The organism is Nocardioides taihuensis, from assembly GCF_042657275.1.
Classification (GTDB): Bacteria; Actinomycetota; Actinomycetes; order Propionibacteriales; family Nocardioidaceae; genus Nocardioides; species Nocardioides taihuensis.
Window position 1 is genome coordinate 275,734 of the sequence record NZ_JBHSKD010000027.1, and the last position, 19,095, is coordinate 294,828.

The window sequence follows — 19,095 nt, forward strand, 5'->3', positions numbered from 1 at the left end:
GCCCCAATGTCACACACCGGGTCATGATCGTCACGCCTTCCGGATGCCTCGCCCTCCTACGCAATCGCTCGCAATCGCCGTCGGATCGTGACGGTGGCCGCGACCGAACGAGGGTCACGCGCGCGACCCGCGGCATGTGCGGATGGCTCAGGAGGCCTTTCGAAACCTCGATGTCGACTTCGCCTCGCGGGTCACAGCCGGAGTCCAGAAGGCCTACGTCGCCGCGGTCCTCATGCCTCGGTTGTCGCGGAGGAGGTGGTCGTGGTGATGGCCGCTTCGTGGGTCGTCATCGGGTGTTGGAGGTGCCACCGGGCGGCTGCCAGCCCGCAGGCCAGCATGCAGAGCGCAGCGATCCAGCCGAACTCGCCGAGCAGGCTGCTGCTGCCGGTGAAGGTCTCGTGGCTCCCGTCGCTGCCGGTGGCGCTGAAGTGCTTGATCACCATGGCGTTCCAGGCTCCGTGGGTGAGCACGCTGGGCCAGACCGAGGCGGACCGGTCGGTCAGGACGCCGACGAAGAGGACGAAGCCGGCCACGGCGAGGGTGAACGCCGGGAGGCCGCCGAGGCTGCCGTACACACCGAGGAAGACCAAGGGCGCGTGGTAGGCCCACCAGACCACGAACAAGAACGCCGAGCTGACCCAGAAGGTGCTGCGACGACGCAGGAGCGGCCACAGGAACCCGCGCCAGCCGAGCTCCTCACCGACCGCGGTGAGGCTGCCGACCACGGCGAAGACCGGGGTGAGCAGCAGGGCGGGGAGGGCGTTCCCGAGGTGGAGGTCCACGCCGCCCGACACGCCCACCAGCAGGGTGGCGACGAAGATGACCAGGACGGGGACGAACGCTGCCAGCAGCCACCGGTTGGGGCGGCCCAGGACGATCCGTCCCTGGGCCAGCAGCACCGCAGCGAGTGCCCCGACCGTGGGGGCGAACATGATGCCGACGGCGATCGGCTTCAGGGCGTCCTCGCCCTGGCTCCAGTCCGGCCGAGCCACGGCGATCACGCCGAGGTAGGTGATGACCAGGCCCGCGAAGAAGACGACGAGGCGGCGGGTGTCGAGCGCCGGGTCGTCCCGGCGTACGGCGCGGGGCGAGCTGCGGTGTCTCATCGTCTTCTCCTCGGGGTGGGGCTCACCCTGGGGTGAGCGTTGGTCAGGCAAGTGCTTCCCTGATCCGTTCGAGTGCGAGGCCCTCCGCCTCGGAGGTGCCGTCGACCTCGTCGGCCATCACCTGGGCGACACCGAGCAGGACCTGCCGGAAGTCCTCGAGATCCTCGGGTGCCTTCTCGCGCACCAGCGCGGTCGCCGCCCGGATCCGCGCGAGTGCCGGTTCACCGGCCAGCGTGGACCGGTCGGACACGTCGGGCGGGCGCCGGCGGGCCTGGTCGCTGGTCAGGGCGGCGACCAGGGCGTTGTCGCTGGACTGCATGAGGGTCAGGAACCGGGAGCCACCTGCCGCCTCCTTGAACGACTTGCGCCATCCCGGCCAGTCGGAGGCCGTCACGTGCGACCCGGCCAGCATCAGCGCCCACTGCAGGTCCTGCCACTCCTCGTCGGTGAAGGTCTCACGCGTGGCCATGAGCCACCTCGCTCACGCGCAGAGAACCAGCGGCCTCGCGCCGGCGGATCAGCGGCAGCAGCACCGCCAGGGTCAGCGCGCACTGGACGACGATGATGACGGTGGTGACGAGGAGGTCGGGCCCGGGGAACTGCAGCGGGGCGACCGACTTCAAGATGTCGTCGGAGGCGCCGACCACGAGCAGGTTGAACAGGTTGTTGTTGAAGTGCAGGCCCCACGACAGGTAGAGCGAGCCGGAGCGGTAGGCCGCCCAGCCGTAGAGCAGGCCGGTGGCGAAGTAGGGCAGCATGACCAGCGGCCCGCCGCCGAGGGACTTGACGTTGGAGATGTGCGGAGCGGCGAAGACGAGGGCCGGCACGGCCAGGAAGACCGCGGGGTGGCTGGTCAGCCGGCGCATCAGCTGGGTGAGGTAGCCGCGGAAGAGCATCTCCTCGGCACCGGTCTGGATCAACAGCCCGACCAGGCCGATGGCCAGCAGCGGCAGCCACCGCGACCAGTCCATCCCGCCCCACTCGAGGTCGATCGCACCGACGAGTGCCGCGCCGGCCACCGTCGCCAGCCCCACCACCGCCGAGACCCCGAAGCCCACGCCGAAGTCCCAGCCCCGCAGCTCCCGGCGGGGCATGGCCACGCTCCACGAAGGACGCTGGTGGACCCAGTGCGTGAGGGCGGGGATCGCGAAGAACGGGATGACGAAGGACAGCAGCAGGATCACGGTGCTCTGGATCAGGGAGTCCTCGTGGTCGGGGTAGGCCACCGCGACCGGGAGGCTCAGGACCTGACCCAGCAGGAAGAAGACGACCAGGATCAGCACCAGCCCGACCAGGTAGCGGGCGATGCCCGCTCGCCCCTTGTCGGACCAGTCCAGGTAGTTGTCGACCTCGGTCGGCAGGTCGGGTTCGGCGTGACTCATGCGTCTGCTCCTTCAGGCGAGGGTGGCGGGCAGCAGGTGGCGGCGCTGGTGCGGCGTCCGGGAGTGTCGGTCGGACCTCACGGCGCTCACCGGTCCCCGGACCCGACGAGGCAGGACGCGGGTGGCGTCCCGACGGCGGGGAAGGCGGTCGCCAGGGCGTCGGCGATGCGGTGGGCGCGTTCGCGGTAGCCGGCGGAGGTGAAGTGGATGCCGTCGGGGACGTACCAGGAGTCCTGGACCTCGCTGGCCCAGTCGTAGACCCGCATGTTCGGGTACCGCTCGCAGGCGTCGCGCAGGGCGGCGTTCCAGTCCTGCATGTTCTGCTCGGCCCACGGCCCGCTGGACAGGAGCGTCCTGACGGTCAGCCACAGCACGGGCTGGGCGTCGAGGTGGCCCATGACCTTGTCGATGCGTTCTGCCAGCGGGTAGACACCTCCGACGTACTGGTTCGCGGTGTCGTTGGTGCCCATGGCCAGCACCCAGCAGCCGTCGTACCCGTCGTCCACGCGACCGGCGACGGCGGTCTCGGCGTTCGGCTCGTCGTGGTAGGTCTCCACGATCGAGCGGGCGCCGCTGATGTCGGTGTCGGGGCGCTCCACACCCACGCGCCGGTACTGGGAAGGGATCCGCCACCGCCCCTGGGGCAGGTAGGCGGCGTTCACCAGCCCGACGGAGGTGGAGTCGCCGACATGGACCACCGCGTCGCACGAGGTCTCCACGGCCACCGCCTCGGCTCCGGCGACCTTCGTCCCCGCTACGCCTGTCCCGGTCGACGGTGCCGTCACCTGGTCACGGCCTCCGGAAGCCCCCGCCGCCGGTGCAGGGACGTGGGGGCCGGAGGGTCCCGCGGCGGCCGTGGCGTCGTCGGGGATCGGCGGCATGTCCAGGTCGGCAGGCGACGCCGCGGCCGTGGTCGCACTGCGGGGGGCGACCGTCTTGGTGGCGCTCAGGGTGCCGCAGCCCACGGCTAGCACGGCGACGCAGCCGACGGCCGCGGTGGTGGCCTGCCGTCCGGGCCGCAGGTCCGCGAGCTCGAGGCGGGGCAGCCGGAACGCGTGCCGCAGGCCGTGGGTGCGGATCGGGTCCTCCACCCACGCCCACGAAGCGGCAGCCAGCAGCACGGTGAGGCCGACCTGAACGGTCGCGAGCCGCCAGGAGAACCCGTCAGCGGCCGCGGCGGGCACGAAGGCGAGCACGGGCATGTGCCACAGGTAGATGCCGTAGGAGCGTTCACCCACCCACCGCAACGGGGTCACCCCGAGGGCCCGGCCGAGCACCGAACCGGGGTAGACGACGGACGCGATCACCACCGCCATGGCGACGCTGAAGACCAGCAGCCCGCCGCGGTAGAGCCACAGCGCGTAGTAGTCCGAGGTCACCAACATCACTCCGACCACCGCGACCCCCGCCAGACCGGCGAGGTTCATGCGCAGCCGTCGCGCCCGGGTGAACGGCCGCTGCAACCTCGCCGGGCGCAGCCACAGCGCGAGCACCGCGCCGACGAGCAACTCGCCGGCGCGGGTGTCGGTGCCCTCGTAGGAGCGGGTGTGGTCGAGCCCCGGCGCCGTGTGCATGGCGAGCAGCAGGAAGGAGACGAGGGCCAGCCCCACGGTCAGCCCAGCCACCGCGCGCCGGTCGCCGCGCAGGAACCGCATCATCACCAGCAGCAGCAGCGGCCACACCAGGTAGAACTGCTCCTCGACCGCCAGCGACCACAGGTGGCTCAGCGGCTGGGGACCCGCGAAGAAGTCCAGGTAGCTCTGTCCTTGGGCGATCGTCTGCCAGTTGCTGACGTAGAAGACCGCAGCGAGCGTCTCCTGCCACCGCGTGGCGAACGTGGTGCGGTCGGCGACCCACGCCACGCCCAACACGGTCACGAGCACCAGGACGAGTGCCGGCAGCAGCCGCCGGGCCCGGTGCAGGTAGAAGCGGCGCAGCTCGAAGCCACCGGTCTGGTCCCAGGCGCGCAGCAGGATCGAGGTGATCAGGAACCCGCTGAGGGTGAAGAACATGCTCACCCCGAGCAGGCCGCCGGGCAGCCACGGCACCCCGACGTGGAACGCGACCACCGCGGCCACCGCGATCGCGCGGATGCCGTCGAGCCCGGGCAGGTAGGGGGCGCGTCCGTCGACCGGACGGGGCATCGGGACCCTCTCCTCACGGGTGACCGGGCCCGGCAGCGGCATGGCGGGCAGACAACGTTGTCAGGAAAGGGTGACGAACCGGCGCCCCGGCAAGAAACGGCCTGCACAGGTTCGTCACACCGACGTCTAGCGCGCCTGGCAGGCCAGAGGTCCAGTCCACGGTCGAGAAGAACCGTGGTGACATCGTTGTCGGATGCCCGTCGGCGACCCGAGACAGCGGCGCGCCACCATGCAGCAGGTGGCCGCGCTGGCGGGCGTCTCGCTGAAGACGGTGTCGCGTGTGGTCAACGGCGAAGCCGGAGTCTCACCCGAGATGACCGGACGGGTCCAGGACGCCGTGCAGCGACTCGGCTACCGGCACCACCACGGCGCCAGCAACCTACGCAGCGGACGCCCGACCGGTCTGGTCGGGGCACTCGTGCAGGACATCAGCAACGACTTCTGCGCCGAGCTGTTGCGCGCGGTCGAGGCTGCGACCCGCGAGCGCGGACAGGTGGTGGCAGTCGCGTCGTTGGACGACGAACCCCAGCGCGAGCGGGCGGCCGTCGAAGGCCTGATCCGGCGACGCTGCGACGGCCTCATCCTGATGCCCTCAGGCACCGACCAGTCCTACCTCCAGGCCGAGGTCAGCGCCGGGCTCCCGATCGTCGCCGTCGACCGGCCCCCCGGCAACATCGCCCTGGACTCGGTGACATCCGACAACCTCGGCGGCGCCCGGGACGCGACCGCGCACCTGCTCAGGCAGGGCCACCGCCGCATCGCGTGCCTGGTCGACGACCTCGGCATCATGACCGCCACGGCTCGCCGCGACGGGTATCTCGCAGCGCTGCGCGAGGCAGGCGTCACCGTTGACACCCAGCTCGTCGTGGGTGGCCTGCGCACCGACGCCGACGCCGCCGCAACCCTCACGCGACTGCTCGCCGTGCCGAATCCACCGACCGCGGTCTTCGCCGGACGCAACACGATCACGCTCGGCGCCGTGCGGGCGCTGCGCGCCACAGACCTGTCACACACCGTCGCGCTGGTGGGCTTCGACGACGTCGTGGCGGCGGACCTCCTCGACCCACCCGTCACGACGATCCGCCAGGACGCCGCCACAGAGGGACGTCTAGCCGTCGAGATCCTGCTCGCACGCCTGGACGGCGACCCCTCGCCACTCTTCACCGAGGTCCTGCCCACCGAACTGGTCGTACGGGGATCGGGCGAGATTCCAGCCCCGCGCAGCCCCTGAGCGCCCACCGTTCTCGGCAACCACAGTTCACGACACCTGCAGACCGGCTCCTGCGCCCGCACTCGACTCGGCAGTTGAGGGCGATCTGGCACGTCATGCGCAATGCCGGTCCTGACCGCCGGAACGTATGACGTCGGCAGCAAGGCCAGCGCACGCAACTCGGCACGACCGGATCGTTCAGGTGCGCCGGCATGCGGCGTGGTGACGCACTCCCATCGACGGGCCGCCCTCGGTGACGGCGTGGGGATCAGGCGGAGACGGAGAGCCCCTGCAACCAGGCCTGCCAGGCCGGCTGTTCGCGCCGGACGTAGTCCGCGGCGTCGGCGGAGAACAGGTACGCCCGCACGCCTGCCGTCGCCTTGCCGTCGCCCTCGTCCCACGTGTAGACGCTGAGCATCCCGGGCACCGGGCTGGTGAGCCGGACCAGCGTCTGCCGCTCGCGGACGCGCTCGACCGTGCCGGTGGCGCCGCGCACCTCGACCGTCGCGCCCTCGTCGGCCAGTCCCAGCGCGTCGTGCAGGGTCGACCAGAGCAGGTCCGCGCCGCCGGGGTGGGAGGCGGCGGCCTCCAGGTGCCTGGCCTCCTGGCCGGGGAAGTGCGCGAGGTAGAGGCGGAGGTTGTCGAAGAACGGCATCCAGCCGGGGGCCATGGTGTCCCAGAACTCCGATTCCCAGTCGGCGCCGATCCCGAAGCCGCTGCTGGTGACGCGTACGACGCAGGTGCCCCCGGACTGGGCCTCGACGAGGAACTCCGACGTCAGCGCGCTGAGCGCATCGGGGTCCTTGCCCATGAGGGCGGCCCAGTCCTCCTCGTAGACGAGGCGGCGCGGTGGCTCCCATGCGGTGACCTGGCCGTCCGAGCCCATTTCCGGGCCCATGGTGAAGTGCAGGGAGCCACCCTCGCGCTCCTCCATCTCGGTCGGCGCGAACCACGCGCTCATGCCCTTGGCGGTGGCGATGGCCTGCCAGACCTGTTCCGGGGTACCGGGGACCTCGACGCTGAACTCCAGGCGGTACGGGACGTTCGGGGTCGTGCTCATACGCTCTCCTCAGGTAGGGGGTGGGCGGCGACGAGGAGCCGGTGCGGGCGCCCGTCGTCGTGGTGGTAGCGAGCGGCCAGGTCGAGCACCGCGACCGTCAGGTCGTCCGCGAAGGCAGCCCGGTCGGCGGCCGACCGAAAGCCGATCTGCGTGTCGATCGTCAGCGTCGGCAAGCGGTTGCCGGACGCGCCTGCCCGGCGCGCCAGGGCGCCGACCTCGCGCACCAGCCGACCGGCCAGTGCGACGAGGTACCCCGCGGACAAGTGGTCCGCGTTGGCGTCCGGGTCGGCCGCGGAGGCACTGACGGCCGCCGGCGACACGATGTACGACGCCGCCGACGCCTGCAGCACCCGCTCGGTGATGCCACCGTGGCGGCGCTCCTCGGACAGCTCCACCAGGCCATGCGCCTCGAGCGCCTTGAGGTGGTAGTTGACCTTCTGGCGCGCGAGTCCGACTCGGGCGGCCAGCCCGGCTGCGGAGGCCGGGACGGCCAGCTCGCGGAGCAGCCGGGCCCGGGCCGGATCCAGCGCGGCTGTGGCCGCCTCCGCGCTCTCGATGACCTCGACGTCCTTCATCGCGCCACCCTGACCTTGACAAGAAGTTTTGTCAAGGTCAGGGTGGCCGTCCGGCGCGACCGGCGGACGCCCGCCCCGAGGTGGCGGACAGGCCTTGCCGGTCCCGCCGGATCGGCGTACGATCGAACACATGTTCGACTCGGCAGCACCACCCCTCCCCTGGACGCCACCGGCGTCCGGGCGTTCGCCGACGCCCTTCGCTCCGCCGGCGCCGGCCTCGACGATGCCGGCCGGATCGACCTGATCCGCGCGCTGGAGGAGCTCACCCGCACGGCGGCGGCGGTGCAGGCCGGCGTCACCGCCGACGTCGCCGAATCGCAACGGGCAGAGCAGGCGGCGCGAGGTGTGCCGCCGGCCCGGCAGGGGCGGGGCATCGCCGCCCAGGTCGCACTGGCGCGCCGCGAGTCGCCCCACCGGGGCCAGCAGCACCTCGGCCTCGCCACCGTCCTCCGCGACGAGCTGCCCCACACCATGGCCGCCTTCCTCGCGGGCCGCATCGCGGAGTGGAGGGCCACGCTCGTCGCCCGCGAGACCGCCTGCCTGAGCCGGGCCGACCGGAGGGCAGTCGACGCCCGCGTCGCCGGCTCCGGGGAACGGATCGCGGCGATGGACGACCGCGAGCTGCAGGCCGAGCTCACCCGCCTCACCTGCGAGCTCGACCCGGCATCGCTCGTGGCCCGGCGCCGGCGCGCGGAGAGCGAGCGCCGCGTAACCCTGCGGCCGGCTCCCGACGTGATGAGCCAGCTCTCGGCCCTCCTGCCGGTCAAGGACGGCCTCTCGGTCATGGCCGCCCTGGGTCGCGAGGCAGACCGCCTCCGCGCGTCGGGCGACCCGCGGTCCCGCGGCCAGATCATGGCCGACACGCTCGTGCGCCAGGTGCTGTCCGACCCGGGCAACGACGGCTCGGCGCCCCCGCGGATCGTGATCAACGTCGTGGTCCCGGACGACGTGCTCCTCGGGCGGCGCCCCGGCGCCGGGGAGGTCGACGGCTACGGTCCCGTGCCGGTCGACCTGGTGCTCGAGCTCGCCGACACCGACGGAGCGTGGTTGCGACGGCTCTATGCCTCCCCCCGCGACCGGCGAGCTCACCGCCGTCGACTCCCGGGCGCGGCTCTTCCCCCGTGCCCTCGCCCGGCTCCTGCGTCTGCGCGACCGTCTCTGCCGCACCCCCTGGTGCGGGACCCCGATCCGCCACTCCGACCACGCCGCCACGGTGGACGACGACGGGGCCACCTCGCTCGACAACGGACAGGGCCTCTGCGAGGCGTGCAACCACGCGAAGCAGGCCCCCGGCTGGCGCGCACGTCCGGTCCCGGGGATCCGGCACACGATCGAGACGGTGACCCCCAGCGGTCACCGCTACCGGAGCACGGCCCCACCGGCGCGAGCGCCTGCCTTCGTCCGGGGCGGGGCGGGCCGGTGGGTCCTCGCCGCGTGATCCACGCATAGGGTCGCCCTCGTGAGCGAGCACGTCGAGCTGCGCCCCGGGGACCGCGTCGCCCTGCTGGTGCCCGGCTCGGAGGACTACGTCGAGCTGGTGATCAGCCTGCTCGCGGCCGGCATGTTCCCGGTGCCGCTCGACCCCCGTCTGACCCCCGTCGAGCGCGAGCGGGTGCTGCACGACGTCGCGCCCCGGCTTGTCGTCGACTCGCCCGACCTGCTCGCGTCGATGGTCGAGCACACTCCCGAGCGCTACCGCCGCGGGCTGCCACTCGGGCGACCCATGCACGTCACCAGCGGCACCACCGGGCGCCCCAAGGCGGTGTACTCGGGCCTCCTCGACCCCGAGGCGGCGCAGGCCCTGCTGGCCGAGGAGCGCGACCTGTGGGGCTTCGCCGCCGGCGACGTGAACCTCGTGCTGAGCCCCCTGCACCACTCCGCCCCCCTGCGCTTCGCCGCCGGCACGCTGCTGGCCGGCGGCCGCCTGGTCGTGCCCGGCGGCTTCGACCCCGCCCGCGTCACCGCGGCGATCCGCGACGAGCGGCCGACCACGATGTTCTGCGTCCCCACCCACCTGCAGCGCCTGTTCCGGCACTGGGACGAGGTGGGCGTCCCCGACCTCAGCAGCTTCCGGCTGGTCGCGCACGCCGGCGCACCCTGCCCGGTCGCGGTCAAGGAGCGACTGGTCGAGCTGTTCCCGGCGGGCAGCACGTGGGAGTTCTACGGCTCGACCGAGGGCCAGTTCACCGCCTGCCGCAGCGAGGAGTGGCAGCAGCGGCCCGGCACCGTCGGCCGCGCGCGCCCCGGCCGCACGCTGCACCTCGACGACGACGGCACCATCTGGTGCACGGTGCCCGAGCACGCGCGGTTCGAGTACTGGGACGACCCCGACAAGACCGCGGCCGCCTGGCGGGAGACCCCCGACGGCCCGGCGTTCAGCGTCTTCGACCTCGGCCGGCTCGACGACGACGGCTACCTGTGGCTCGACGGCCGCCGGGTCGACCTGCTGATCTCCGGAGGCGTCAACGTCTACCCGCTCGAGGTCGAGAACGCGCTGCGCGAGCACCCCGGCGTCGAGGACGTCGCGGTGTACGGCGTGCCGGACGACGAGTGGGGCACGCGGGTGTGCGCGGCGGTCGTCGGCACGGCTCGCGAGCCCGAGCTGGCCGCGTGGGCGCGCGAGCGGCTGGCGCCGCCGAAGCGGCCCAAGAGCTGGGTGTTCCTCGACGACCTGCCGCGCACCGCGACCGGCAAGGTCCGGCGCGACCGGCTCAGCTGACCGGGTCGGCGGCGAAGCGGGCGTGGACGTCGGCGGCGACCGCGACGTCCTGCGGGGCGAAGCTGAGCTCGGCGCCCCCGCCGACGGCCGCCATCCGCGCGATGCCGGCGGGCGCCGGCGCCGTCGGGTGCAGCCCGTCGCCGAGCATCCCCGCGTCGGCCACCGCCACCAGCCGCACCGGCCCCAGGCCGGCCGCGTCGGCGTACGTCTGCGCCTTCTCGCGCGCCTCGCGCACCGCCTCGGCGCGGACCCGGCCCACCAGCTCGTCCTGGCGTACGACGGTCAACGCCCACTCGATGCCGTCGACCACGAAGCCGGGGACGGCCCCGGCGGCACTGAGGAACCGCCCCAGCTCGGCGAAGTCGCGGAACTTCACCTGGTAGGCCACGCGGGCGTGGTGGACGAGCGGGAGCTGCACGCCGTCCTGGTTCCACGGGCGCTGGGCCCAGGTACGCACCTGGTCGCTCGACCACCAGGTCACGGGCCCGCGATCGGCGTCGTGCAGCGGGGTGACCAGCGCGGTGACGGCCCGCTGCGACTCCGCAGCGCGGGCGTGCACGCGCTCCGCGGTGTCCGCCTCGAGGGCGAGCGTCGCCCGGACGACGGCGCGCTCGGGGCGCTGGTAGGCGGTGAACGAACCGGCGACGGTGATCTCCACCGGCCCGGTCACGAGGCGACCCCGTCGACTGTCGCGTCGGGAGCGTCGTCGGCGGTGCAGGTGAACGTGCGCCGGTACTGCTGGGGGCTGACGCCGCGGGCCCGGGTGAAGTGGTGGCGCAGCGTCGCGGCGTTGCCGAAGCCGGCGCGCGTGGCGATCCACTCCACGGGCTGGTCGGTGCGCTCGAGCATCTCCTCGGCCGCCTGCACCCGCTGGGCGGTCACCCAGCTGTGCGGCGTGGTGCCGGTCTCCTCGCGGAAGCGGCGAGCGAAGGTGCGCGGCGACATCAGGCTGCGCCGTGCCAGCACCTCGACCGAGAGGTCCTCGTCGAGGTGCTCCACGATCCAGGTCAGCAGCGGGCCGAGGGTCTCCACGTCGCAGTCGGGCACCGGGCGCGCGATGAACTGCGCCTGGCCGCCCGAGCGGTGGGGCGGGATCACGATCCGGCGCGCGGCGGCCGCGGCCACCCGCGAGCCGAACTCCTCGCGCAGCACGTGCAGGGCGGCGTCGAGGCCGGCGGCCGCACCCGCGCCGGTGACGATCGTGCCGTCCTGGACGTAGAGGACGTTCTCGTCGACCTGCGCCTGCGGGAACTGCTCGCGCAGGGTGTCGACGTGGCGCCAGTGGGTGGTGCAGCGACGACCGTCGAGCAGCCCTGCCTCGCCGAGGACGAACGCCGCCGTGCAGTGCGCGAAGACCATCGCACCGCGCTCGTGGGCCGCTCGCACGACCTCCACCACCTCCGGCGACGGGTCGAGGTAGGCGCGCTTGGGGGTCACGATCACCAGGTCGGCGTCCGCCGCGGCGTCGAGACCGTGCTCGACGTGGAGGTCGAAGCCGGAGGCCCCCGCCACCCGGCCGGGACGCGGCGTGGCCACGACGAAGTCGAAGACCGGGTTGTCGTCCTCGGGGTGGTAGGGCTCGGCCCACACCTCGCACATCGCGCCGAGCCCGAAGGGCTCCGCGCCGTCCTGGACGAGCACCGCCACCTTCTGCACCTGCGCCATGGGGTGAGCCTGCCATGCAACTGGCAGAAAATCAACGGAAGGTGGCTTTACTGCCACTCGTGGCCGGATCGACACGGGCGCATGATTACTGCCATGACCTTCCTGATGATCCTCACCGTCCTGTCCGTCCTCCTCGCCGCCGAGTCCGTCCGGATGGTCGTCCGCGACGGGCGCGGCCCGCAGCGGCCGCCGCGCTCCCACGCCGACGACCCGCGCTACCACTCCCCCGGCGCCCGCTGGGCCGCGTGAGGCTCAGCGCCGTACGCCCGGGCGCCCGGACCACGCGCCCGGCCCGAGGCCGTCGTTCGCCCCGGACGTGGAGCGGGTAGCGCCGCCCACTGCGCTCCTGGCCCCACCGGGCGACGTGATCGCGGTCGAGGTCCGGGAACGACGAACGGCCCGCCCCCAGAGGGACGGGCCGTTCGTCGTGTGCTCAGTTGCCGCCGGTGAGCTTCTCGCGGAGCGCCTGCAGCGCCTCGTCGGAGGCCAGGCTGCCGCCGCTGTCCTCGCTCTGCGGGGCCTCGGTGCCGGAGGAGTACGACGTGGCCTCGCCGGCCTCGACCTCCGCCTTCGCGGCCTCCTCCTGCTGCTTGACGTGGGCCTCCCAGCGGGCGTGCGCCTTGGCGTACTGCTCCTCCCAGATCGCGCGCTGCTCCTCGAAGCCGTCGAGCCACTCGCCCGTCTCGGGGTCGAAGCCCTCGGGGTAGACGTAGTTGCCCTGCTCGTCGTAGGTCGCCGCCATGCCGTACATGGTCGGGTCGAACTCCTCGACGTGGCTCGCGGTCTGGGTCTCGTTCGCCTGCTTCAGCGAGAGCGAGATCCGGCGACGCTCGAGGTCGATGTCGATGATCTTGACCATGACGTCGTCGTTGACCTGGACGACCTGCTCGGGGATCTCCACGTGGCGCTCGGCCAGCTCGGAGATGTGCACCAGGCCCTCGATGCCCTCCTCGACGCGGACGAACGAGCCGAAGGGCACCAGCTTGGTGACCTTGCCCGGCACGATCTGGCCGATCTGGTGGGTGCGGGCGAAGTGCTGCCAGGGGTCCTCCTGCGTCGCCTTGAGCGACAGCGAGACCCGCTCGCGGTCCATGTCGACGTCGAGCACCTCGACGGTGACCTCGTCGCCCACGGCCACGACCTCGGAGGGGTGGTCGATGTGCTTCCAGGACAGCTCGGAGACGTGCACGAGGCCGTCGACGCCGCCGAGGTCCACGAACGCACCGAAGTTGACGATCGAGGAGACGACGCCCTTGCGGATCTGGCCCTTCTGGAGCTGGGTCAGGAAGCCGTGGCGCACCTCGGACTGGGTCTGCTCCAGCCACGCGCGGCGCGAGAGGACGACGTTGTTGCGGTTCTTGTCGAGCTCGATGATCTTCGCCTCGAGCGTCTGGCCGACGTACGGCTGCAGGTCGCGGACGCGACGCATCTCCACGAGGGAGGCCGGCAGGAAGCCGCGCAGGCCGATGTCGAGGATCAGGCCGCCCTTGACGACCTCGATGACGGTGCCCTCGACGACGCCGTCCTCCTCCTTGACCTGCTCGATGGTGCCCCAGGCGCGCTCGTACTGGGCGCGCTTCTTGGACAGGATCAGGCGGCCTTCCTTGTCCTCCTTCTGGAGGACGAGGGCCTCGACCTTGTCGCCGACCTCGACGACCTCGTTGGGGTCGACGTCGTGCTTGATCGAGAGCTCGCGCGAGGGGATGACGCCCTCGGTCTTGTAGCCGATGTCGAGCAGGACCTCGTCCCGGTCGACCTTGACGATGGTGCCATCCACGATGTCACCGTCGTTGAAGTACTTGATGGTCTCGTCGATCGCGGCGAGGAAGTCCTCTTCCGAACCGATGTCGTTGACCGCGACCTGCGGGGCGTCGTGCTCCGGAAGAGTGAAGGTGCTGCTCGTCATAAGGGGAATGGATCCTCGGGTGGTCAGATGCTCGTGCGGGCGCGCCCGGAGTCCGGTTTCACTACCTCTGGAGATTCCCTGCCGGGGGCCGGGGGCGATAGCGAGCCCTGTCCGCTCCGTCCGGGACGCAGGCAGACTGCAGGCGCAGTGTGCAACCCTACGCCGCGGCGACACGCCGCGTCCAACCGGCGAGCACGCTCCGCCGAGGCTCAGGAGGATGCCCCCGGGTCGCGCGTGCGCGCGATCTGCCGGAGCCGGTCGTGGGCCCGCCGGGCCACCGGGTTGTCGGGCGCGCGGGCGGCGAGGTCGACCAGGGCCCACAGGTCGGCGGCGCGGGCCAGCGCCAGGGCCTCGTCGGGGTCGGTGCGGCGTCGAGCGGCCCACGCCCGGAGCACGGCCCCGGCGTACGCCGCGCGCCCGGGCGGCCGCTCGAAGCGGAGCAGGTTGCCGAGGTCGGTGAAGGGGTGCCCGGCGTGCGCGAATTCCCAGTCGACGACCCCGGTGACGACGAGCCGCTCCGGGTCGACGAGCACGTTCTTGGGGTTGAGGTCGCTGTGCACCAGCGAGCACCGTCCCACCGTGTCGAGCAGGTCCTGGGCGGCGGCGGCGACCTCGGCCAGGCCCGCTCGCTCCGCCTCGTCCCAGTGGGAGAAGCCGGCCTCGTGAGCGGCCACGAACTCGGGCAGCCCGTCGTCCCCGAACGACCCGATCGTCAGGTCCGCGTCGAGGAAGGGGCCCGGCCGCGGCTGCGGCATGCCGGCGAGATCGGCAGCCACCTCGCCGAGCTGCGCGCCGACCCGCCCGGCGGCGGCGTCGTCGAGATCGGGCAGCAGCAGGTCGCCCCGCACACCGGTGACCCACGCGGTGACCAGGAGGCCGGGCGCGTCGGCGGCCTCGTCGGCCCGGCGTACCTCCAGGACCTCGGGCACCGGCACCAGCCCGCGCACCAGGCGGAGCACGGCGGCGTCCACCTCGGGGGCCAGCGGGGTGCCCTGCCCCGGGGGGTACACCCTCACCACCGCCCGCTCCCCCGCCACCTCGGCGACGAACGTGCGCCCCGACCAGCCGCCCGCCAGCGGGGTCAGCGAGGAGAAGTCCACGGGCCGCACGCTGCCACACGCCGTGCCCGAGCGGCGGACGGGAGGGTCTCCACCACCTAGACTCTCGCGGGAGACCCCCGGCCGGGAGGAGCCCGCCATCCGTACCGCCCTCCTGGCCCTGCTCGCCACGCTTGCCCTGGCACTGGGCCTGGCGCCACTCGTGTCCGCGCCCGCCACCGCCGAGCCCGGACCGGTGCACACGCTCGTCGTGTCGGGTCCCGGCGGCCTCACCGCCCACCCGGCGTACGACGCGTCGGTGCGTCGGTACGCGGCCACGACCACGGCCGCGACGTTCGCCGACGGCGGGGCGTCCCTGACCGTGACGGCGTCGACCGACGACCCCGCGGGCCGGGTGCTCGTGAACGGCGTCCCTGTGGTCGGGGGCCAGACGACGCTGACCGGGCTCCAGCCGGGCGACGAGGTCTCCGTGGTCTTCGACGACGCCGGGGGTCGCGAGGCCGACGCCGTCTACGTGCTGCCCGCCGACTTCCCGGAGCTGACGGCCACCGTGCGCGAGCCCGGCACCACACCCGGTCTGGTCGGGCTCACCCTGAGCCAGTGGCAGGTCGGGAACGGGTGGCCGTCGTTCGAGGCCGTGGTCGACGTGAACGGCGTGCCCGTCTGGACCCGCAGCGACCCCGGGGCCGCCGCCGACCTCAAGCTCCAGCCGAACGGTCACTACAGCGTGGCCCGGCCGACCCACGAGCCGGGCCGGACGGGCTCGGACATCGTCGAGCTCGACGGGGCCTTCCAGCCCGTGGCGGTGCACCGCACCGTCGGTCTCGTGGACACCGACGGCCACGACTCGATCCTGCGCGCCGACGGCTCCGAGGTGCTCCTGGCCTACGAGCCCGACCCCGACACGGGGCTGACCGACTCGGTGATCCAGGAGGTCGACCCCCAGGGCGACGTGGTCTTCCAGTGGGACAGCAGCGGGCTGGCCGCCGAGACCGTCGCCGGGACACGGGCCGACTACGCCCACATCAACTCCGTGCAGGTGGTCAACGGCGGGCAGGACTTCCTGGCGTCTTTCCGCCACCTCTCGGCGGTGCTGCTGATCGCCCGGGTGGCGCACGACGGCCACCAGCCGGGCGACGTCGTGTGGAAGCTCGGCGGGCGTGACAGCACCTTCGACTTCGTCGACGACCCGTTCGGCGGCCCCTGCGCCCAGCACTCCGCGTCGCAGCTGCCCGACGGCGACATCATGGTCTTCGACAACGGGTCGGTCGACGCCTTCGGATCCTTCTGCGTCGACCCGGCCGACCCGGCCGGACCGACCGTCGAGCGCACGCAGTCGCGGATGGCCGTCTGGCACCTCGACGAGCAGGCCGGCACGGCGACGCTGGTGCGCGCCTACGGCCCCACGGACTGGTTCGGGTTCTTCATGGGCTCCGCGCAGCTGCTGCCCGAGACCGGCAACGTCCTCGTCGGCTGGGCATCGGCGACGCAGGCCGTGGCGACCGAGCTCGCCCCCGACGACTCACCCGTCTGGCAGCTCGAGGCCGTGCCCAGCAGCAACGGCCGGAAGTACTTCTCCTACCGCTCGCTGAAGCTCGACGCCCCCGACGTCACCGACCCCGAGGTCGTCGTGACCAGCCCCACCCGCGGCGCGTCGTTCGAGCAGGGCGCCCCGGTCACCCTCGACTTCTCCTGCACCGACGTCGGCGGGGCGACCCTCCAGACCTGCGGCGACGTGCTCCCCGGGACCTCGCTCGACACCTCGGTGCCCGGACGGCACCTGGTGCGGGTGACGGCCAGCGACGGCGCCGGGAACGTGACCACGGTCCGCAGGCGGTACACGGTGGCGCCCCGTCACCGCCCGGACCTGTCGGTGCGCGAGGCCGACGGCACGTGGACCGGCGCCGGCGTCGTCGGCGACCTCCGGCACCAGACCACCCACCGCCGGCTCGCCGCCGGTGACGGCGTGCGGGTGCCGGTACGCCTCGGCAACGCCGGCACCCGGGCCGACCGGTTCGTCGTCGACGGATCGGCGGGGACCCGGCGGCTGGTGGTCTCCTACCGGTTCGGCCACGAGGACGTCACGCGGCCGGTCGTGCGGGGCACCTGGAGGTCACCGCTCACGCAGCCCGGCGGAGGGCGGGTCCTCGTGGCCAGGGTGCGGGCCACCCGCGACGCACCCGACGGACTGGTCCGTACGTTCGTGCTCGCCAGCACCTCGGCCCGCGACCCGGACTCCGTCGACCGGGTCGGCGTGCGGGTCAGGGTGCGGTGACCCCGGTCCGACGACGTAGCCTCCCCTCGTGAGCGACCACCGCCCGCAGCGCGTCCGCGTCGAGCGCCGTCCGGTCTCGGAGTCCGAGTCCCGGCACGCCAACGGACCCGACTGGGACCGCTACGCCGACGAGTACCAGTCCACCCACGGCGAGTTCCTCGGCGACATCGGCTTCGTCTGGGGGCCCGAGGGCCTCACCGAGGAGGAGGCCGGCGTCCTCGGCGACGTCCGCGACCGCGACGTGCTCGAGGTCGGCTCCGGCGCCGGCCAGTGCTCGCGCTGGGTGCGCACGCAGGGCGGCCGCGCCGTCGGCCTCGACCTCTCCCACCGCCAGCTCCAGCACTCGCGACGCATCGACCTCGAGACGGGTGTGGTGGTGCCGTCGGTGCGCGGGACGGCCACCGCCCTGCCGTTCGCCGACGGGTCCTTCGACGTCGTCTTCTCCTCGTTCGGCGCCCTGCAGTTCGTCAGCGACCTCGACCGCGCCGTGGCGGAGACCGCGCGCGTGCTGCGGCCCGGGGGCCGCTACGCGTTCTCGATCACCCATCCCACCCGCTGGATGTTCCCCGACCACCCCGGGGAGGAGGGGCTCACCGCGACGCAGTCGTACTGGGACCGGCGGCCCTACGTCGAGATCGACGACGCCAGCGGCGAGGTGAGCTACGTCGAGCACCACCGGACCCTCGGCGACTGGGTGCGGGTGCTGGCCGACCACGGCTTCACGATCACCGACCTGCTCGAGCCGACCTGGCCCGAGGGGCACGACCGGGTGTGGGGCGGCTGGTCGGAGGTCCGGGGACGCTTCACGCCGGGCACCGCGATCTTCGGTGCCCGACGCGGGCCGGCCGGGGTCTGAGCCGTCCGGCCGCGGACTCAGACGGTGGCCGGGGTCTTCGGCGCCGGGGCGTCGTCGGCCGGCTCGGGCTTGCGGCGCGAGCGGACGAGCAGGAAGACGCCGGCGATGATCAGCAGCGGGCCGCCGATGACGCCGACGAGCGGCACCGTCTCGGTCACCAGCTTGATGCCGCTGAGGTTCTCCTTGGCGTCGGAGACGCCCTCGGCGACGATGTCGTCGGTGAACTGGATCTGCATGTCGAGGGCGTTGGTGCCGTCCTCGAGGGTGCGCACGTCGTGCTGCGACTGGTCGACGATCGCCCCGGTCGTCGGCTCGATCATCATGGTCTTGTCGAAGTCGTAGGTGCCTTCCACGCCCTTGGCGATCTCGATGGTCGCCCCGTCGATGACCATGTGGAACTCGTAGACCTCGAGACCGTCCAGGTCGACGGTGCCCTCGTAGGTCACCGGGACCGCCGCGCCGAGCGTCGGGTCCCAGAACATGTAGTCCTTCTTCTCGGTGCCGAAGGGGAACTTGTTCACCAGACCGGTCGTGGCGGTGTAGTCGAGGCCGCTGAGGTAGGTGGCCGGGTCGTCCACCGACTCGCCGGTGACGCGGTCGGTGGCGAAGATGTCGGTCGACGCCTGGACCAGCCGGTCGTCCTTCTTGTCGATGCAGTCGGGCGGGTTGCCCTCGTCGACGACGACGCAGACGTTGTTGACCCACGCGTTGACGGTGTCCGTGGAGCGCCTGGTGTCGGTCAGGGTGACGCTGGTGACCTTGATCGGGAGCTCGTCCTGCTTGCCGGTCGAGAGGTTGAGCTTGGTGGCGTCGCCGGTCAGGTACGTCGTGTTGTCGACGGCCTCCGGCGTCTTCAGGAGCAGGTCCGGGGCCCAGAAGTAGGCCACCAGACCGGCTGCGAGCAGGAAGGCCCCCAGACCCACCAGGATCCCGCCCAAGACTCTCTTCACGGTGCTCTCCCTCTCTCCGCCCCCAGCTGGCCCCATGCCGGACCGGTCGCGCGTGGCCTCCCCCACCCGTGACGGGGGTCAACCTAGCAGGGGTCGAGCCCGGCCGAGCCCCCCCGCACGACACTTTCACGAAGGTGTTACCGACGGGTGTTACCGCGGCGTAGCCCGCCGCCGGGCAGCGGCCGCGGC

The 19,095-nt window shown here is 72.7% G+C and carries 17 protein-coding genes; 6 read left to right on the forward strand and 11 right to left on the reverse strand.

Annotation, left to right across the window (positions count from 1 at the left end; all coding sequences use genetic code 11):
• Positions 1–230: 230 nt before the first annotated feature.
• The 4 genes from ACFPGP_RS19330 to ACFPGP_RS19345 form a co-directional block, all read right to left on the reverse strand.
• Positions 231–1,106: a CPBP family intramembrane glutamic endopeptidase gene (locus tag ACFPGP_RS19330; protein WP_378592583.1), complete on the reverse strand. Its 876-nt coding sequence runs from the start codon at positions 1,104–1,106 to the stop codon at positions 231–233.
• A 43-nt stretch (positions 1,107–1,149) separates the two neighbouring features.
• Positions 1,150–1,575, reverse strand: coding sequence for a hypothetical protein (locus tag ACFPGP_RS19335; protein ID WP_378592584.1), 426 nt, complete (start codon positions 1,573–1,575; stop codon positions 1,150–1,152).
• Positions 1,562–2,488: a CPBP family intramembrane glutamic endopeptidase gene (locus ACFPGP_RS19340; protein WP_378592585.1), complete on the reverse strand. Its 927-nt coding sequence runs from the start codon at positions 2,486–2,488 to the stop codon at positions 1,562–1,564. Before ACFPGP_RS19340 ends, ACFPGP_RS19335 begins: the two co-directional genes overlap by 14 nt.
• Positions 2,489–2,574: 86 nt before the next feature.
• Positions 2,575–4,632, reverse strand: coding sequence for an acyltransferase family protein (locus tag ACFPGP_RS19345; RefSeq protein ID WP_378592586.1), 2,058 nt, complete (start codon positions 4,630–4,632; stop codon positions 2,575–2,577).
• A gap of 193 nt (positions 4,633–4,825) precedes the next feature.
• Between ACFPGP_RS19345 and ACFPGP_RS19350 the strand changes: the two genes are divergently transcribed.
• On the forward strand, positions 4,826–5,863 hold the full coding sequence (locus tag ACFPGP_RS19350; RefSeq protein WP_378592587.1) for a LacI family DNA-binding transcriptional regulator: 1,038 nt from the start codon (positions 4,826–4,828) through the stop codon (positions 5,861–5,863).
• A 247-nt stretch (positions 5,864–6,110) separates the two neighbouring features.
• On the opposite strand, the gene ACFPGP_RS19355 is transcribed toward ACFPGP_RS19350, so the two are convergent.
• Positions 6,111–6,902, reverse strand: a complete 792-nt coding sequence (locus ACFPGP_RS19355) for an SRPBCC family protein (RefSeq protein ID WP_378592588.1) — start codon at positions 6,900–6,902, stop codon at positions 6,111–6,113.
• The gene (locus ACFPGP_RS19360) at positions 6,899–7,477 is read right to left on the reverse strand and encodes a winged helix-turn-helix domain-containing protein (RefSeq protein WP_378592589.1); all 579 of its coding nucleotides are present in this window, start codon (positions 7,475–7,477) and stop codon (positions 6,899–6,901) included. Before ACFPGP_RS19360 ends, ACFPGP_RS19355 begins: the two co-directional genes overlap by 4 nt.
• A 42-nt stretch (positions 7,478–7,519) precedes the next feature.
• On the opposite strand from ACFPGP_RS19360, the gene ACFPGP_RS19365 reads away from it, so the two are divergent.
• Positions 7,520–8,926, forward strand: coding sequence for a DUF222 domain-containing protein (locus ACFPGP_RS19365; protein WP_378592590.1), 1,407 nt, complete (start codon positions 7,520–7,522; stop codon positions 8,924–8,926).
• 10 nt (positions 8,927–8,936) lie between these two features.
• Positions 8,937–10,196, forward strand: coding sequence for a class I adenylate-forming enzyme family protein (locus ACFPGP_RS19370; protein WP_378592592.1), 1,260 nt, complete (start codon positions 8,937–8,939; stop codon positions 10,194–10,196).
• Here the strand turns inward: ACFPGP_RS19370 and ACFPGP_RS19375 are convergent.
• Both ACFPGP_RS19375 and ACFPGP_RS19380 read right to left on the reverse strand, forming a co-directional pair.
• Positions 10,189–10,866 (reverse strand): SIMPL domain-containing protein, encoded by a 678-nt coding sequence (locus ACFPGP_RS19375; protein WP_378592594.1) that lies wholly within the window; start codon positions 10,864–10,866, stop codon positions 10,189–10,191. The genes ACFPGP_RS19370 and ACFPGP_RS19375 overlap by 8 nt on opposite strands.
• Positions 10,863–11,861: a GlxA family transcriptional regulator gene (locus ACFPGP_RS19380; protein ID WP_378592596.1), complete on the reverse strand. Its 999-nt coding sequence runs from the start codon at positions 11,859–11,861 to the stop codon at positions 10,863–10,865. The genes ACFPGP_RS19375 and ACFPGP_RS19380 overlap by 4 nt, the downstream gene beginning before the upstream one ends.
• Positions 11,862–11,954: 93 nt before the next feature.
• Between ACFPGP_RS19380 and ACFPGP_RS19385 the strand changes: the two genes are divergently transcribed.
• The gene (locus ACFPGP_RS19385) at positions 11,955–12,110 is read left to right on the forward strand and encodes a hypothetical protein (RefSeq protein ID WP_378592598.1); all 156 of its coding nucleotides are present in this window, start codon (positions 11,955–11,957) and stop codon (positions 12,108–12,110) included.
• Positions 12,111–12,294: 184 nt separating this feature from the next.
• Here ACFPGP_RS19385 and rpsA read toward each other — a convergent pair whose 3' ends face one another.
• Positions 12,295–13,767: a 30S ribosomal protein S1 gene (gene rpsA / locus ACFPGP_RS19390; RefSeq protein ID WP_378592600.1), complete on the reverse strand. Its 1,473-nt coding sequence runs from the start codon at positions 13,765–13,767 to the stop codon at positions 12,295–12,297.
• Positions 13,768–13,976: 209 nt separating this feature from the next.
• Positions 13,977–14,867: a phosphotransferase family protein gene (locus ACFPGP_RS19395; protein WP_378592602.1), complete on the reverse strand. Its 891-nt coding sequence runs from the start codon at positions 14,865–14,867 to the stop codon at positions 13,977–13,979.
• A gap of 160 nt (positions 14,868–15,027) precedes the next feature.
• On the opposite strand from ACFPGP_RS19395, the gene ACFPGP_RS19400 reads away from it, so the two are divergent.
• Complete coding sequence (locus ACFPGP_RS19400; protein ID WP_378592604.1) at positions 15,028–17,100, forward strand: aryl-sulfate sulfotransferase; 2,073 nt, start codon at positions 15,028–15,030, stop codon at positions 17,098–17,100.
• Positions 17,101–17,128: 28 nt separating this feature from the next.
• A complete protein-coding gene (locus tag ACFPGP_RS19405; RefSeq protein ID WP_378592606.1) occupies positions 17,129–17,956 on the forward strand; it encodes a class I SAM-dependent methyltransferase in 828 nt (275 codons plus the stop codon).
• Positions 17,957–17,973: 17 nt separating this feature from the next.
• On the opposite strand, the gene ACFPGP_RS19410 is transcribed toward ACFPGP_RS19405, so the two are convergent.
• Positions 17,974–18,906, reverse strand: a complete 933-nt coding sequence (locus tag ACFPGP_RS19410) for a PorA family protein (RefSeq protein ID WP_378592608.1) — start codon at positions 18,904–18,906, stop codon at positions 17,974–17,976.
• Positions 18,907–19,095 lie beyond the last annotated feature (189 nt).

Coding starts and splice junctions, on each gene's coding strand:
- ACFPGP_RS19330 (WP_378592583.1), bottom strand. CDS start 1,106: ATGAGACACCGCAGCTCGCCCCGCGCCGTACGCCGGGACGACCCGGCG.
- ACFPGP_RS19335 (WP_378592584.1), bottom strand. CDS start 1,575: ATGGCCACGCGTGAGACCTTCACCGACGAGGAGTGGCAGGACCTGCAG.
- ACFPGP_RS19340 (WP_378592585.1), bottom strand. CDS start 2,488: ATGAGTCACGCCGAACCCGACCTGCCGACCGAGGTCGACAACTACCTG.
- ACFPGP_RS19345 (WP_378592586.1), bottom strand. CDS start 4,632: ATGCCCCGTCCGGTCGACGGACGCGCCCCCTACCTGCCCGGGCTCGAC.
- ACFPGP_RS19350 (WP_378592587.1), top strand. CDS start 4,826: ATGCCCGTCGGCGACCCGAGACAGCGGCGCGCCACCATGCAGCAGGTG.
- ACFPGP_RS19355 (WP_378592588.1), bottom strand. CDS start 6,902: ATGAGCACGACCCCGAACGTCCCGTACCGCCTGGAGTTCAGCGTCGAG.
- ACFPGP_RS19360 (WP_378592589.1), bottom strand. CDS start 7,477: ATGAAGGACGTCGAGGTCATCGAGAGCGCGGAGGCGGCCACAGCCGCG.
- ACFPGP_RS19380 (WP_378592596.1), bottom strand. CDS start 11,861: ATGGCGCAGGTGCAGAAGGTGGCGGTGCTCGTCCAGGACGGCGCGGAG.
- ACFPGP_RS19385 (WP_378592598.1), top strand. CDS start 11,955: ATGACCTTCCTGATGATCCTCACCGTCCTGTCCGTCCTCCTCGCCGCC.
- rpsA (WP_378592600.1), bottom strand. CDS start 13,767: ATGACGAGCAGCACCTTCACTCTTCCGGAGCACGACGCCCCGCAGGTC.